The following is a 14841-nucleotide window of genomic DNA, read 5'->3' on the forward strand; positions in this document are numbered from 1 at the left end:
GCTTCTGGGCTGCGAACCGGCCCGATCTAGACCTTTCCCCGACATGCAGTGCGACATGCAAGGGATCGCGAAAGCACCGAATTATCCAATAAAGTCAATGGTATGTGGCGGAGACGAAGGGATTCGAACCCTCGAGACGGTTTCCCGTCTGCACCCTTAGCAGGGGTGTGCCTTCGACCGCTCGGCCACGTCTCCGCTGATCCGTTTATCCGCCCTGCTCGCGCCCGACAAGGGCAAATTCTGCATCTGCGCGAAGTTCCGGGGCTTTGGCTCAGGCGTTGAACAGGAAATGCAGGACGTCGCCGTCCTTGACCTCGTAGGTCTTGCCCTCGACGCGGAACTTGCCGGCCTCTTTCGCGCCTGCCTCGCCCTTGAAGGCGATGTAATCCTCATAGGCGACGGTCTCGGCGCGGATGAAACCGCGTTCGAAATCGCCGTGGATGACGCCGGCGGCCTGCGGGGCCAGGGTGCCCTTGCGGATGGTCCACGCGCGCGCCTCTTTCGGGCCGACGGTGAAATAGGTTTGCAGGCCCAGCAGCGTATATCCCGCGCGGATCAGCCGGTCGAGGCCGGCCTCGGCCAGGCCCATCTCGTCCAGGAACATCGCGGCCTCATCCTCGGGCAGCTGGCTGATTTCTTCCTCGATCCTGGCTGAAATCACGACCGAAGCCGCACCCTGCGCCGCGGCCATTTCGGCCACGCGGGCGGATTGGCTGTTGCCACTGGCGGCCGAGGCCTCTTCGACGTTGCAGACATAGAGCACGGGCTTGGCGGTCAGCAGTTGCAGCATGGCCCAGGCCTTGCGGTCATCATCGGCCACCGCAACGGTGCGCGCGGGGCGGCCCGCCTCCAGCGCGGCCAGCGCGGATTTCAGCAGGCGTTCCTGTTCGACCGCTTCCTTGTCGCCGCCCTTGATCTTGCGTTGCAGGTTCGCCAGCCGCTTTTCGATGCTTTCCATGTCGGCGATCATCAGCTCGGTCTCGATCGTCTCGGCATCCGCGACCGGATCGACGCGGCCTTCGACATGGGTCACGTCGCCGTCTTCAAAGCAGCGCAGCACATGGGCGATCGCGTCCACCTCGCGGATGTTGGCCAGGAACTGGTTGCCCAGCCCCTCACCCTTGGACGCGCCCTTTACCAGACCCGCGATATCCACAAAGGTCATGCGCGTGGGAATGATCTGTTTGGACCCGGCGATGGCGGCCAGCTTGTCCAGCCGCGCATCGGGCACGGCAACCTCACCCACGTTGGGTTCGATGGTGCAGAAGGGGAAATTGGCGGCCTGCGCGGCGGCAGTGCGGGTCAGTGCGTTGAAAAGCGTCGATTTGCCAACGTTCGGCAGCCCGACGATGCCCATCTTGAAACCCATGATCTTTCCCCTTCGCTGACCTTGCGCGCCTATTACGCGCGCGGGGGCCGCAAGGCAAGGCAAGAGACCGGGGCCAGGCCGCCTGCCCCGATCCCCCCTTCCCCGATCCCCTGCCAAGGCCCATTGATTTTCCCCGCCCCATGCCGCAAACCCGGACCGGGGCAGAAGAGGAAGCCAAGATGACTCGGATCGACGCCAAATTCGCGGAACTGAAGGCTGCGGGCAAGAAAGCCTTCGTCGCCTATATCATGGCGGGCGATCCCGATCCTGAAACATCGTTTCAGGTGATGAAGGGGCTTCCGGGCGCGGGCGTGGACATCATCGAACTGGGTATGCCCTTCACCGATCCGATGGCCGACGGCCCGACGATCCAGCTGGCCGGCCAGCGCGCGCTGGATGGCGGGCAGACGCTGCAAAAGACGCTGGATATGGTGGCCGAATTCCGCAAGGGCGACGACACCACCCCGATCGTGCTGATGGGCTATTACAACCCGATCTACAACCGGGGTGTGGACCGGTTCCTGGACGATGCGCGTGCCGCCGGAATCGACGGGCTGATCGTGGTGGACCTGCCGCCCGAGGAAGACAGCGAACTGTGCATTCCCGCGCAAAGGGCCGGGCTGAACTTCATCCGCCTGGCGACCCCCACCACCGATGACAAGCGTCTGCCCAAGGTGCTGCAGAACACGTCGGGCTTTGTCTATTATGTCTCGATCACCGGCATCACCGGGGCCGCGGCGGCGCAGGCCGGCGATGTCGCCCCCGAGGTGACACGGATCAAGGCGCAGACCGATCTGCCCGTGATCGTGGGCTTTGGCATCACCACGCCCGAGGCCGCCGAATCCATTGCCGGGGTTGCGGATGGCTGCGTCGTGGGATCGGCCATCGTCAAGCTGATCGGCGAGGGCAAGCCCGTGCCCGAGGTGCTGGACCGCGTGGCCGCGCTGGCCGGCGGGGCGCACAAGGCCTGATCCAGGGGGCCTGAACCGGGGGGCCTGATCGGCCCCGGGACGCGCCCTTAGCCCAGTGTCACATCCAGGATCATCATCAGCACCAGACCCAGGATCAGCCCGGCGGTCGCCCTGTTCTGATGACCGTGGCGGTGGGTTTCGGGGATGATTTCGTGGCTGATGACATACAGCATCGCCCCCGCCGCAAAGGCCAGCCCCCAGGGCAATAGCGGCGCGGCCAGCGTCATGGCCCCCGCCCCCAACAGCCCCCCGATCGGCTCGACCAGCCCGGTCAGCAGCGCGATCACAAAGGCGCGGCGCCGGTCATAGCCCTGCCCCCGCAGCGCCACGGCCACGGCCAGCCCCTCGGGTGCGTTCTGCAACCCGATCCCGATGGCCAGGGACATCCCGTGTGAAATCTCACCCGTGCCAAAGCCGATGCCAACGGCCATGCCTTCGGGGAAATTGTGGATCGTGATCGCCAGCACGAACAGCCAGATCCGGGCCAACGCGCCCGGATCGGCGCCTTCGCGGCCTTCGATGAAATGTTCATGTGGCAGCATCTCATTCATCGCGGCAACCGCGATCGCCCCCAGAACAATCCCCCCCGCCGCGACCAGCGCGGCCGAAAAGGTCGATCCGCCGGCCCGTTCGGCGGCCTCGATCGCCGGCAGGATCAGCGAGAAGAACGAGGCCGACAGCATCACCCCTGCCGCAAAGCCCAGCAGCGCATCGCTTGATTGCCGCGAAATGCTGCGGCCGAACAAAACGGGCAACGCCCCCACCCCGGTCATCAGCCCGGCGCAGAGGCTCCCCAAAAGGCCCCAGACAATGACGCTCATCGCCCCCTCCGTTTGCGGCACTGGATACCGGGCGCGGCAAAAAGGCAAGCCGCGCCGTACCGATTGCACGGCCCCGCCGGGATTGGTAAAAGCGAATGACCAAATCCGGCCATAGGAGTCCCGCATGCCCGTGATCACCTGCATCGACGACCTCAAGCGGCTGCACCGCCGGCATACGCCGAAGATGTTCTATGATTATGCCGAAAGCGGCAGCTATACCGAACAGACCTTCCGCGAAAACACCACCGATTTCGCGCAGATCCGCCTGCGCCAGAAGGTGGCGGTGGACATGTCGGGGCGCAGCACCGCAACGCAGATGATCGGCCAGAAGGTAACGATGCCCGTGGCCCTTGCCCCCGTCGGCATGACGGGGATGCAGCGCGCCGATGGCGAGATCAAGGCCGCCCGCGCAGCCGAGAAATTCGGCGTGCCCTTTACCCTGTCGACCATGTCGATCTGCTCGATCGAGGATGTGGCCGCCCATACGACCAAGCCGTTCTGGTTCCAGCTGTATGTGATGAAGGACGAGGATTTCGTCGACCGCATCATCGAACGCGCGAAGAAGGCGAACTGTTCGGCGCTGGTGCTGACGCTGGATCTGCAGATTCTGGGCCAGCGCCACAAGGACCTGAAGAACGGCCTGTCGGCCCCGCCGAAACTGACCCTGCCCACGCTGGTCAACCTGGCGACGAAATGGGCCTGGGGTCTGGAAATGCTGGGTACGCCCCGGCGTTTCTTTGGCAATATCGTGGGTCATGCCAAGGGCGTGGGCGATGCGTCAAGCCTGATGAGCTGGACCGCCGAGCAGTTCGACCCGCAACTGGACTGGTCCAAGATCGCACGCATCCGCGACCAGTGGGGCGGCAAGCTGATCCTGAAGGGCATCCTGGATGAAGACGATGCCCGCATGGCCGCCGATTTCGGCGCCGATGCGATCATCGTGTCGAACCACGGCGGGCGCCAGCTGGATGGCGCGCTGTCCGCGATCCGCATGCTGCCACACATCGTTGAGGCGGTGGGCGACCGGATCGAGGTGCATATGGACAGCGGCATCCGGTCGGGGCAGGACGTGCTCAAGGCGCTGGCACTGGGGGCGCGCAGCACCTATATCGGGCGCGCCTATATCCACGGGCTTGGCGCCATGGGCGAAGCCGGCGTGACCCAGGCGCTTGAGGTGATCCGCAAGGAACTGGACATCACCATGGCGCTGTGCGGGGAACGCGATGTCACCGCGCTGGGGCGGCACAACCTGGCTCTGCCCAAGGGCTTTCTGGGCGCCTACGAATAGCCCGCCGCCCCGGACCCGGGCCAGATAGATTCCCCCTTGCCTTTCGGGCCCATCGCGGGTAACCGGGCCACCTTGCGGGCCTGCACCCTTGGAGGAGGCCCGGTAACCTATTGACCTATGGAGAAGACCAATGGCCAAAGAGATCGAAAATCTCGAAGCTGTGGTGCGGACGGGGACAGGCAAGGGGGCCGCTCGTCAAGCGCGTCGCGAGGGCTATGTGCCCGGCATCGTCTATGGCGACGGCAAGGACCCGCAGCCGATCAACCTCGACTACAACAAGCTGCTGACCCGCCTGCGCAAGGGCCGCTTCCTGTCGACGCTGTTCAACCTGAAGGTTGAAGGCCAGGAAGACGTCCGCGTGATCTGCCGCGGCGTGCAGCGCGATGTGGTCAAGGATCTGCCGACCCATATCGACCTGATGCGCACCCACCGCAATTCGCGCATCGCGCTGTTCATCCACGTCGAATTCGTGAACCACGAAGCCTCGCCGGGGCTGAAGCGTGGCGGCACGCTGACCGTGGTCCGCCCCGAGGTGGAACTGGAAGTGCTGGCCGGTGACATCCCCGAACAGATCGTGGTCGACCTGACCGGCAAGCAGATCGGCGACGTGATCCACATCAACGACGTGGTCCTGCCCGCCGGCGCCAAGCCGACGATCGACCGCAACTTCGTCATCGCCAACATCGCGGCGCCCTCGGGCCTGCGGTCGTCGGACAATGAGGAAGCCGGCGAAGAGTGATCTTCGCACAAGCGAACCGGGAAGCGCGGGGCCATCACCGGCCCCGCGTTTTCATTTGGGGCAGGGTTGCGCGCCCCCCTGCCCCGCCGTTAAGGTCGCGCGCGAAACGGAGGGGGCATGAAACTCTGGGTAGGGCTTGGCAATCCGGGCGCGAAATATGCCGCGAACCGACACAACATCGGCTTCATGGCGGTGGACCGGATCGCCGCCGATCACGGCTTTGCGCCCTGGCGGTCGAAGTTTCAGGGCCAGCTATCCGAGGGTAATCTGGGCGGGACGAAGGTGGTCCTGCTGAAGCCCGAAACCTTCATGAACCTGTCCGGCCAATCGGTCGGTGAGGCGATGCGGTTTTACAAGATCGCGCCCGATGATGTGACCGTGTTCCATGACGAACTGGACCTGGCGCCCGGGCGCTGCCGGGTCAAGACGGGCGGCGGCCATGCCGGGCACAACGGGTTGCGTTCGATCCATGCCCATGTCGGTGAGACCTATCACCGGGTGCGGCTGGGCATTGGCCATCCCGGCCACAAGGACCGGGTCGCGGGCTATGTGCTGTCGGATTTCGCCAAGGCCGATCAGGATTGGCTGGAGGATCTGCTGCGCGGGATTTCGGACGGGGCGGCGGCGCTGGCGGCGGGCGATGGCGCGCGGTTCCTGAACGCGGTTGCGCTGCGCACCGCCCCGCCGCGGCCTTCGACCGGGGGCGCGAAGACGGCAGCGGCAAAGCCGGTGGCGGCAGCGGCGGTGCACCCCGCCAAGGCAGCCCCGGAACCCGAACCGGCGCGTTCGGCCCTGGAACGGCTTGTGGATCGGTTCCGCCGCTAGGGGGCTGTCTGCCCCCCTCGGCGCGTTCCGCGCCTCACCCCCGAGGATATTTCGGCAAAGCCGAAGGGATCAGGGCGCAACCGGGGCCCAGATCACCGCGTCGATCCGCGGCGCGCCGGTGGCCAGCATCACCAGCCGGTCGAAGCCGAGCGCGATGCCCGAAGCAGGCGGCATCAGGGCGAGTGCCGCCAGAAAATCCTCATCAATCGGGTAGCGTTCGCCGTAGACGCGGTGTTTTTCGTCCATTTCCAGCTGGAAGCGGCGGCGCTGTTCGCCCGGGTTGGTCAGTTCGCCAAAGCCATTGGCCAGTTCCACCCCGCAGGCGTAAAGCTCAAACCGTTCGGCCAGACGCGGATCATCGGGGGCGGGACGGGCCAGCGCCGCCTCGGCCACGGGATAGCGGTCAAGGATGGTGGCGCGGCCATGGCCCAGATGCGGTTCCACCCTGTCCACCAGCACCTTGGACAGGATGTCGGACCAGGTGTCATCGGCTGCGAGGCGCAAGCCTGCGGCCTGGGCCTGGGCGCGCAACGCCCCGGCATCGGTTTCGCCCGAGGGCGCGATCGTGGCCATCAGGTCAATGCCGGCGTAGCGATCAAAGGCATCAGGCAGGCTGAGCCGTTCGGGATCGGCGAAGGGATCGCAACGATGGTCGCGGTAGCGCAGGGTGGTGGCGCCCGCGGCCCGGGCGGCGAGGCGCAGCATCTGGGCGCAGTCCTGCATCAGGACGGTGTAATCTTCGCCCGTGCGATACCATTCCAGCATGGTGAATTCGGGGCTGTGCAGCACCCCCCTTTCGCGGTTGCGCCAGACATGGGCGAAGGCCGCGATGCGCGTTTCGCCCGCCGCCAGCAGCTTTTTCAGCGCGAATTCGGGCGAGGTATGCAGATACATCCGCCGCCCCTGCCCGTCATTGCCGATCGCCTCGGTGGCGAAGGCGTGCAGATGCGCCTCATTGCCGGGGCTGATCTGCAGGGCGGCGGGATCAACCTCGGTAAAGGCTTCGTCGGCCAGCCATCCCCGGATCGCCGCCTGGATGCGATTGCGCGCCAGAAGCAGCGGGCGACGGTCGGCGTGGGTTTCGGGGTTCCACCAGGGGGTCAGGGGCATTGCGGCGGCTTTCGGCTGGAAATTCCGGTTCAGATAGGCTAGGCGCGGGGCCAAGCGCCCGCATCCTTACGCCGCGGGCCTGTTCATCACAAGGAAGAGCACCCGTGAAAGTCATCGCCTCCTCGCTGCGCAAAGGCAATGTCGTCGAGATCGACGGCCAGCTTTATGTCGTTCTGACCGCCCAGAACTTCCACCCCGGCAAGGGCACGCCCGTGACCCAGGTCGACATGCGCCGCATTTCCGACGGCACCAAGGTGTCGGAACGCTGGCGTACCACCGAACAGGTCGAGCGTGCCCATGTCGAGGAAAAGGAATATGATTTCCTGTATGAAGACGGCGAAGGCTATCACTTCATGGAACCCGAGACCTATGAACAGCTCGTCGTGACCGAGGATGTCGTGGGCGATGCCAAGGTGCACCTGCGCGACGGGCTGCGCGTCTGGCTGAAAACCTTCCAGGACGTGGCGATCGCCATCGAACTGCCGCAGAAGGTGACGGTCGAGGTCGAGGAAACCGAGCCCGTGGTCAAGGGGCAGACGGCCTCGTCCTCCTACAAGCCCGCGACCTGCAGCGGCGGGATCCGGGTGATGGTGCCGCCGCATATCGGCGTGGGCACCCGCATCATCATCAACACCGAGGACAATTCCTATGTGGAACGCGCCAAGGACTGATCCGGGCGGGGACAGGGGCGGGCCTTCGGACCCGCCCAAAACCGAAACGCGCGCCACTGGCGCGCGTTTCGGTTTTGGCACGGCCGTATCGGATCAGATCTTGCGGACCCGGATCACAACATCGACGCGCGTGACCTCGGCCCCGGCGGGGGCGGCGGGAACGCGGGTGATTTCCAGTTCCTCGGGCGGGGCATCGGTGATGTCGGACGTATCCTCCCAGAAGAAATGAGGGTGATCGTCCATCCGCGTGTCGAAATAGGACCGCGTGCCATCGACGGTGATTTCATGCATCAGGCCGGCATCGCAAAAGGCGCGCAGCGTGTTGTAGACGGTGGCCAGTGAAACGGCCTCGCCCGCATCGCGCGCGGCAGCATAAAGTCCTTCGGCGGTGACGTGGCGATCCATCCCGTCGCCGACCAGCAAAGAGGCCAGCGACAGCCGCTGCCGGGTGGGCCGCAGCCCCGCGCCTGCCAGCCACTTCTGGCCACGATCGGTTGCTTGGGTTTTCTGAGTCACGATACAGTCTCCTCAGGGTCCATATATGCGCCAAAAGCCGAAGAATTCAATGCCCAAAGGGCCGGATGCGCCCATTGTGGCGCGGGGCGGGCCTTGCGCGCCGCGCCGGGCGGGTGCTAGAGGGATGGAAACCGATAGATAAGGGGTGGGCCGATGGCACTCTATCCGACACGCTTCGACCGTGACGATCTTTTGAAATGCGCGCGGGGCGAACTGTTCGGGCCCGGCAATGCCCAGTTGCCCGAACCGCCGATGCTGATGATGGACCGGATCACCGACATTTCGGCCGATGGCGGGTTGCACGGCAAGGGCCATGTGGTGGCGGAATTCGACATCCACCCCGACCTGTGGTTCTTTTCCTGCCATTTCCCCGGCAACCCGATCATGCCGGGCTGCCTGGGCCTGGACGGGCTGTGGCAGCTGACCGGCTTCAACCTGGGCTGGCGCGGCTGGGAAGGGCGCGGCTATGCCCTGGGCGTGGGTGAGGTCAAGCTGACCGGCATGGTGCGCCCCGACCGCAAGATGCTGACCTACAAGGTCGATTTCACCAAGGCGGTACAGACCCGCCGGCTGACCATGGGCGTGGCCGACGGCATCGTCGAAGCCGACGGTGAGGTCATCTATCAGGTCAAGGACATGAAGGTCGCGCTGTCCGCCAGCTGACCCAACGAACGAAGGAGCCGCCCATGCGTCGCGTCGTCATCACCGGGCTGGGGATCATCTCGCCCATCGGCAATAATGCCGAAGAAGTCTCCACCAGCCTGCGCGCCGGCCGCTCGGGCATCGTCTTTGCGCCCGAATATGCCGAACGGGGCTTTCGCAGCCAGATCCACGGCATGCCGCAGATCGTGCTGGAAGACCATATCGACAAGCGCAACCTGCGCTTCATGGGGCCGGGCGCGGCCTACAACTTCCTTGCGATGGAGCAGGCAATCGCCGATTCCGGGCTGGAGGACGCCGACATTTCCAACCCGCGCACCGGGCTGATCATGGGGTCCGGCGGACCGTCGACCTCGAACTTCTTTGAAGCGCACCGGATCACCCTGGAAAAGGGCAGCCCCAAGCGGATGGGGCCGTTCATGGTCACGCGCTGCATGTCGTCGACCAACTCGGCCTGCCTGGCGACACCGTTCAAGATCAAGGGTGTGAACTATTCGATTACCTCGGCCTGTTCGACCAGCGCGCATTGCATCGGCAACGCGGCAGAGCTGATCCAGATGGGCAAGCAGGACGTGATCTTTGCCGGCGGCGGCGAGGAACTGGACTGGACCCTGTCGTGCCTGTTCGATGCGATGGGCGCGATGTCGTCGAAATACAACGACGCCCCGACCACCGCCAGCCGCGCCTTTGACGCGACCCGCGACGGGTTCGTGATCGCGGGCGGCGGCGGCGTTGTCGTGCTTGAGGAACTTGAACACGCCAAGGCGCGCGGCGCGAAAATCTATGCCGAACTGACCGGCTATGGCGCGACCTCGGACGGCTATGACATGGTGGCGCCGTCGGGCGAGGGCGGCGAACGGTCAATGCGGCTGGCGCTGTCGACCCTGCCGGAAGGGCGCAAGATCAGCTACATCAACGCCCACGGAACCTCGACCCCCGCAGGTGACGTGACCGAGGTCGAGGCCGTGCGCCGCGTCTTTGGCGAAGGCAACGTGCCGCCGATCTCGTCCACCAAGTCGCTGACCGGCCACAGCCTGGGCGCCACCGGCGTGCATGAGGCGATCTATTCGCTGCTGATGATGCAGGGCGGCTTCATCGCGGCCTCGGCCAACGTGACACAGCTTGACCCCGCGATCCGCCCCGAGGAAATCGCCACCACCCTGCGCGAAGGGGTCGAGTTCGACTCGGTCCTGTCCAACAGCTTCGGTTTTGGCGGCACCAATGCGACGCTCGTGATGAGCAAATTCCAGGGGTAAGCCATGGCCGATCTGATGAAGGGCAAACGCGGGCTTGTCATGGGGGTGGCGAATGATCGCTCGATCGCCTGGGGCATCGCCGCGGCGCTGGCCGCCGAAGGGGCCGAACTGGCCTTTTCCTATCAGGGCGAGGCGTTCGGCAAGCGGGTCGAACCGCTGGCGGCCTCGGTCGGGTCCAACCTTCTGGTCGATGTCGATGTGACCGACGACGCCAGCCTTGACGCGGCTTTCGACAAGCTCAAGGCGGAATGGGGCACGATGGACTTTCTGGTCCACGCCATCGCCTATTCCGACAAGAACGAGCTGACCGGCCGGATCGTCAACACCAGCCGCGCGAATTTCACCAATTCGCTGAACATTTCCTGCTTCAGCTTTATCGACGTGGCCCGCCGCGCGTCCGAGATGATGCCGGACGGGGGCAGCCTGATCACAATGACCTATGCCGGGTCGAACCGGGTGACGCCCTATTACAACGTGATGGGCGTGGCCAAGGCGGCACTTGAAAGCGCGGTGCGCTATCTGGCCAATGACCTTGGCCCCGACGGCATCCGCGTCAACGCGATCAGCCCCGGCCCGATGAAGACGCTGGCGGGCGCGGCCATCGGCGGCGCACGCAAGACCTTCCGCCACACCGAGGCGAACGCGCCCCTGCGCCACAACGCCACGCTGGAGGCGATCGGCGGCACGGCGGCCTATCTGCTGTCCGACATGGGCGCCTGCACCACCGGCGAGATCATCATGGTCGACGGCGGCTATCATGTTCTGGGCCTGCCACAGGCGGACAACATCTGAACGCGGGGGCCTTCGGGCCCCTGTTTCATCGAAGGGTCAGCCGCCGTCACGCGGGGGGGTGGGTGGCTTTTCAGCCGCAGGGGCCTTGGGTGCATCGCGCAATGCGTGGCGCAGCGGCGTCAGGCGGTTGCTGAACCCTTCAGCATCGCCATAATCGACGAAGGTCGGATAATTGCCATGCATCCCGTGCAGGTTGCGCGCATGCTTGATCGGGCACCAGTATTGTTCCGTCCGGCCCGCAATGTCACGGACATAGGAAATCAGTCCGTTGGCATAGCCGCAATAAACGCAGTTCAGCTTTTGCAGGCCGTTCAGATAGGCCAGATGCTGGCGGTCGATGGCGATGTGATCGGAACGCCTGACCTTGGCGATGCCATAGACCGGAAAGCAGATCGCCTGATAGACCGTCACGAACAGATCCAGCAACACAAGCGGCAGGATCAGCGCATAGATGAACGGCGCGGTCAGCACCACCAGCGGCCGCGTCTGGCGCAGGAAGGCCCACAGCTTGACCCGCGCCGCGCGATGGGTCTCGCGCACGCCTTCCTCAAAGACGATGCGGCGGTTTTCCATCCGATAGCGCCACTGCGCGCGGCGTTCGGCGATCTCGGCCTCGATCTGGTCCTGCAACTCGGCCAGACGTTGCTGCAATTTCTCCAGCGTGTTGTTCATCGCGTTCTCCCTGCCGGGGACAGTATGATCGGGAATGCAGGCGCCGGCCAGTGGGGCTTTCGCCCCCGCCCGATCCATGTAAACATGCCCCGAAACAGGGGGTGACATGACCGGGATCCAATACTTTACCGCGAAAGACGGCGCGCGTCTGGCCTATCGCGACGAAGGCGCGGGCCTGCCGCTTCTGGCGCTGTCGGGGCTGACGCGGACGGGGCGCGACTTTGACTATCTGGCACCGCATCTGCCCGACGGTGTGCGGCTGATCCGCCCCGATTACCGCGGACGGGGCGGATCGGACCGGACCGGGGTTGCCACCTATACAGTGCCGACCGAAGCGGGCGATGCGATCGCCCTGCTGGATCATCTGGGCATTGACAAGGCGGCGGTCCTGGGCACCTCGCGCGGGGGGATGATCGGCATGTTCCTGGCCGCCACGAAAAAGGACCGGATGCTGGGCCTGTGCCTGAACGACGTGGGCCCGGTGCTGGCGCGTGGCGGGCTGGACAAGATCAAGGATTATGTGGGCCGCGATCCTTCCGCCCGCAGCAAGGCCGAATTTGCGGCCAAATTGCCATCGCTGATGCCCGGGTTTGACGGCGTGCCCGCCAGCCGCTGGGCCGAAGAAGTCGACCGCCATTACACCGAAACGCCCGAGGGCTTGCGCGTGAACTATGACAAGACCCTGCGCGAGGGCTTTCTGGCGGCACTGGCCGGGCCGGACATCGACCTGTGGCCGTTGTTCGACGCCTGCGCGGGCCTGCCGCTTGCGTTGTTGCGGGGGGCGAATTCCGACCTGCTGCTGCCTGAAACGGTCGCCGAAATGCACGCCCGCCGCCCCGACATGCTGTTCGCCGAGGTACCGGGCCGCGCCCATATTCCCTTTCTGGACGAACCCGGATCACGCGCCCTGATCAGCGACTGGCTGTCCGCCTGCGGACTGCGCTAGGCCAGCCCCGGGGCTGCCCGCGTCTGCGGGCAGCGGTTCCCGCCGTACAAGCGGTCCGGGCTCACCCCCAGACTTCGACAAACTCGCGCCATTCGCCCTTGCTCATGCCGCTGCTTTCCTGCGTCACCGTCTCGCCGGCCAGCCGGCGTTTCAGCACCTCGACGGCGCGGCCCGACAGGTTCACCCCGCCCAGGCGATAATCTTCAAATGCTTCATAGGCGTGGGGCACCCAGTCCTTGACGATGTCGCACATCTTCTGGGCATAGACGCGGATTTCGTATTGCGCGTGATGGTCCGCCCGCAGCCGCAGAAAGTGGAACAGGTTGTGCAGGTCGGTTTTCCAGTACCATTGGGTATAGACATTGGCGGGCAGGTTCATCCGCGCCAGTTCCCGCGCAAGGCCCTGCTTGCCGGCCTCGGGGTCGGGGGTCAGCATATCCTCATAATGATCATAGGCGCGCATCGCATCCTGGCGCAGGATGTCCAGCACGCGCTGCGCCTCGGCGCCTTCCAGGACTGCGCCGCGACCCTGGTTGTTGACCGTGGACTGCGCGGCCAACTGGTCGGGCGCGGGAATGTAGAATTCGCGGTCAAGGATCGAATAGCGCGCGGAATATTCGTTCACATTGGCGGTGCGATGGCGGATCCACTGGCGCGCGACGAAGACCGGCAGCTTGACGTGGAACTTGACCTCGCACATCTCGAACGGGGTCGAGTGCCAGTGCCGCATCAGATAGCGGATCAGCCCGCGGTCGTCCGATACCGCCTTGGTCCCGCGGCCATAGCTGACGCGCGCCGCCTGACAGATCGCCGCATCGTCGCCCATGTAGTCGATCACCCGGATCAGGCCGTGGTCCAGCACCTGATGGGCGGTATACAGATGCGCCTCCATCCCCGGCGCGGTCGCGCGCAGGGTTTCGCGGGTCGTCGCGCGGGCCGCGGCGATCTCGGCTTGCTGTTCGGGGGTAAGGGACATCGAATCCTCCGGGTCATAGAATCGGGGTGACTATATCTGGCACCGGCGCCCCAAGGAACCGCGACATGATGGGGCTGTGGCCCGACGGCCCCACCCAGGCCACGACAAGACGCATGAGACCGTTAAAAAATTGACTTCTTTTGAGAGTTTATTCACCCTTTCGCAGAGGCTGGTTCAACGAAAGAAACAAAAATGTCGAGATTTATTCTGCCCTTTGCCGCGCTTCTGGCCCTGGCAGCCTGCGACGGTCCGGCAGTGGTCGAAGGGGCCAATCCCCCGCCGGAAGAAGAAACGCCGGACCTGCCCCCCGGGACCGAAAACCCGACCTCGACCAGTGACATCACCCGCTATGAGGCGCGCGCCGCCGGAACCGGGGACGGTTACGCTGAAGATTTTGCCTATGATCCTGATACAGACAGCTTCAGCGTAGACGGGCTCGGCTTCGATGGCGCAAACAATTATACGCGAATAGAAACCGCCAATCTGGGCGCCTTCGACCCCGGCCCCTTCCGGGTCTACGAGTCGGCGTCAACCTACGCCGACAGCGTGACCGGCGCCGTGATCGATCAGTTCATGCACCGCGCCATCGTCGGATCATCGGCGACGGGTGCCGATGATACCGAGTTCGTCGAATTCGCCATCGTCCGCACCGGCGCCTATCGCGATTTCGGCTTCGGCGGCTTCATCTACGGCCGCGAAGGCGGCGTGCGCCTGCCCCTGCCCACCACCGGACAGGCAACATACCGCGGTGAATATCGCGGGCTGCGTGATTTCAACAATCGCACCGGCATCGAATATGTCGCGGGCCAGGCCTTCCTGGATATCGATTTCGAGGATTTCAACGATGGTGACGCGGTCAAGGGCAGCGTGTACAACCGCAGGATCTTTGATGTGGACGGCAATGACATCACCAGCGATGTGATCACGGGCCTGCGGACCACCTACGACAACCCGGCGATCAGCGCGATACCCAACCTTGTCATCGACGTCGGCCCCGGCAGCGTCGACCGCAACGGCGAGATCACCGGAACGATCGCAAGCAGTGTGATGAACGGCGATGGCGCGCTGGAAACGCTTGATACCGGCAAATATTATGCGCTGTTGTCGGGCACCGGCATCGACGGCGGTAACGAAGTGGTCGGGATCGTCGTCGTTGCAGGCGATGACCCGCGCTACAAGGACGTCACCGTGCGTGAAACCGGCGGGTTCATCCTGACCCGGCCCTGACC

Annotated in this window: 16 protein-coding genes and 1 tRNA gene; 10 read left to right on the plus strand and 7 right to left on the minus strand. The window is 64.8% G+C overall.

Annotation, left to right across the window (positions count from 1 at the left end):
• Window positions 1-105: 105 nt before the first annotated feature.
• Window positions 106-195: transfer RNA gene (locus ACK8OU_RS07155), tRNA-Ser, on the minus strand.
• 76 nt (window positions 196-271) lie between these two features.
• The gene (gene ychF / locus ACK8OU_RS07160) at window positions 272-1369 is read right to left on the minus strand and encodes a redox-regulated ATPase YchF (protein ID WP_410302687.1); all 1098 of its coding nucleotides are present in this window, start codon (window positions 1367-1369) and stop codon (window positions 272-274) included.
• 179 nt (window positions 1370-1548) lie between these two features.
• Here ychF and trpA point away from each other — a divergent pair, with 179 nt between their 5' ends.
• A complete protein-coding gene (gene trpA / locus ACK8OU_RS07165; RefSeq protein WP_410302688.1) occupies window positions 1549-2340 on the plus strand; it encodes a tryptophan synthase subunit alpha in 792 nt (263 codons plus the stop codon).
• Between the two features lie 47 nt (window positions 2341-2387).
• Here the strand turns inward: trpA and ACK8OU_RS07170 are convergent, their stop codons facing one another.
• On the minus strand, window positions 2388-3161 hold the full coding sequence (locus ACK8OU_RS07170; RefSeq protein ID WP_410302689.1) for a ZIP family metal transporter: 774 nt from the start codon (window positions 3159-3161) through the stop codon (window positions 2388-2390).
• A gap of 124 nt (window positions 3162-3285) precedes the next feature.
• Between ACK8OU_RS07170 and ACK8OU_RS07175 the strand changes: the two genes are divergently transcribed.
• From ACK8OU_RS07175 to pth, 3 genes are all read left to right on the plus strand, one after another.
• Entirely contained in the window at window positions 3286-4449 is a 1164-nt protein-coding gene (locus ACK8OU_RS07175; protein ID WP_410302690.1) for an alpha-hydroxy acid oxidase, read from the plus strand.
• A 130-nt stretch (window positions 4450-4579) separates the two neighbouring features.
• Window positions 4580-5188, plus strand: coding sequence for a 50S ribosomal protein L25/general stress protein Ctc (locus ACK8OU_RS07180; RefSeq protein ID WP_410302691.1), 609 nt, complete (start codon window positions 4580-4582; stop codon window positions 5186-5188).
• Window positions 5189-5305: 117 nt separating this feature from the next.
• Complete coding sequence (gene pth, locus ACK8OU_RS07185; RefSeq protein WP_410302692.1) at window positions 5306-6013, plus strand: aminoacyl-tRNA hydrolase; 708 nt, start codon at window positions 5306-5308, stop codon at window positions 6011-6013.
• 69 nt (window positions 6014-6082) lie between these two features.
• On the opposite strand, the gene epmA is transcribed toward pth, so the two are convergent.
• Window positions 6083-7123, minus strand: coding sequence for an EF-P lysine aminoacylase EpmA (epmA, locus tag ACK8OU_RS07190; protein ID WP_410302761.1), 1041 nt, complete (start codon window positions 7121-7123; stop codon window positions 6083-6085).
• Between the two features lie 104 nt (window positions 7124-7227).
• Here epmA and efp point away from each other — a divergent pair, with 104 nt between their 5' ends.
• The gene (gene efp, locus ACK8OU_RS07195; protein WP_410302693.1) at window positions 7228-7794 is read left to right on the plus strand and encodes an elongation factor P; all 567 of its coding nucleotides are present in this window, start codon (window positions 7228-7230) and stop codon (window positions 7792-7794) included.
• A 93-nt stretch (window positions 7795-7887) separates the two neighbouring features.
• Here efp and irrA read toward each other — a convergent pair whose 3' ends face one another.
• On the minus strand, window positions 7888-8310 hold the full coding sequence (gene irrA, locus ACK8OU_RS07200; RefSeq protein WP_410302694.1) for an iron response transcriptional regulator IrrA: 423 nt from the start codon (window positions 8308-8310) through the stop codon (window positions 7888-7890).
• 153 nt (window positions 8311-8463) lie between these two features.
• Between irrA and fabA the strand changes: the two genes are divergently transcribed.
• Genes fabA through ACK8OU_RS07215 form a run of 3 tightly spaced genes read left to right on the plus strand, consistent with a single transcriptional unit; the run spans window position 8464 to window position 11018 of the window.
• A complete protein-coding gene (fabA, locus tag ACK8OU_RS07205; protein WP_410302695.1) occupies window positions 8464-8973 on the plus strand; it encodes a bifunctional 3-hydroxydecanoyl-ACP dehydratase/trans-2-decenoyl-ACP isomerase in 510 nt (169 codons plus the stop codon).
• Window positions 8974-8996: 23 nt separating this feature from the next.
• On the plus strand, window positions 8997-10226 hold the full coding sequence (gene fabB, locus ACK8OU_RS07210; protein ID WP_410302696.1) for a beta-ketoacyl-ACP synthase I: 1230 nt from the start codon (window positions 8997-8999) through the stop codon (window positions 10224-10226).
• Window positions 10227-10229: 3 nt separating this feature from the next.
• The gene (locus ACK8OU_RS07215; protein ID WP_410302697.1) at window positions 10230-11018 is read left to right on the plus strand and encodes an enoyl-ACP reductase FabI; all 789 of its coding nucleotides are present in this window, start codon (window positions 10230-10232) and stop codon (window positions 11016-11018) included.
• Between the two features lie 36 nt (window positions 11019-11054).
• Here ACK8OU_RS07215 and ACK8OU_RS07220 read toward each other — a convergent pair whose 3' ends face one another.
• Window positions 11055-11690, minus strand: a complete 636-nt coding sequence (locus ACK8OU_RS07220; protein ID WP_410302698.1) for a hypothetical protein — start codon at window positions 11688-11690, stop codon at window positions 11055-11057.
• Between the two features lie 106 nt (window positions 11691-11796).
• Between ACK8OU_RS07220 and ACK8OU_RS07225 the strand changes: the two genes are divergently transcribed.
• Entirely contained in the window at window positions 11797-12636 is an 840-nt protein-coding gene (locus ACK8OU_RS07225) for an alpha/beta fold hydrolase (RefSeq protein ID WP_410302699.1), read from the plus strand.
• Window positions 12637-12697: 61 nt separating this feature from the next.
• Here the strand turns inward: ACK8OU_RS07225 and thyX are convergent, their stop codons facing one another.
• Complete coding sequence (gene thyX, locus ACK8OU_RS07230) at window positions 12698-13612, minus strand: FAD-dependent thymidylate synthase (RefSeq protein ID WP_410302700.1); 915 nt, start codon at window positions 13610-13612, stop codon at window positions 12698-12700.
• Window positions 13613-13804: 192 nt separating this feature from the next.
• On the opposite strand from thyX, the gene ACK8OU_RS07235 reads away from it, so the two are divergent.
• A complete protein-coding gene (locus tag ACK8OU_RS07235; protein ID WP_410302701.1) occupies window positions 13805-14839 on the plus strand; it encodes a hypothetical protein in 1035 nt (344 codons plus the stop codon).
• The last annotated feature ends 2 nt before the right edge of the window (window positions 14840-14841 follow it).

The organism is Pontitalea aquivivens, assembly GCF_046507575.1.
Taxonomy (GTDB): domain Bacteria; phylum Pseudomonadota; class Alphaproteobacteria; order Rhodobacterales; family Rhodobacteraceae; genus Pontitalea; species Pontitalea aquivivens.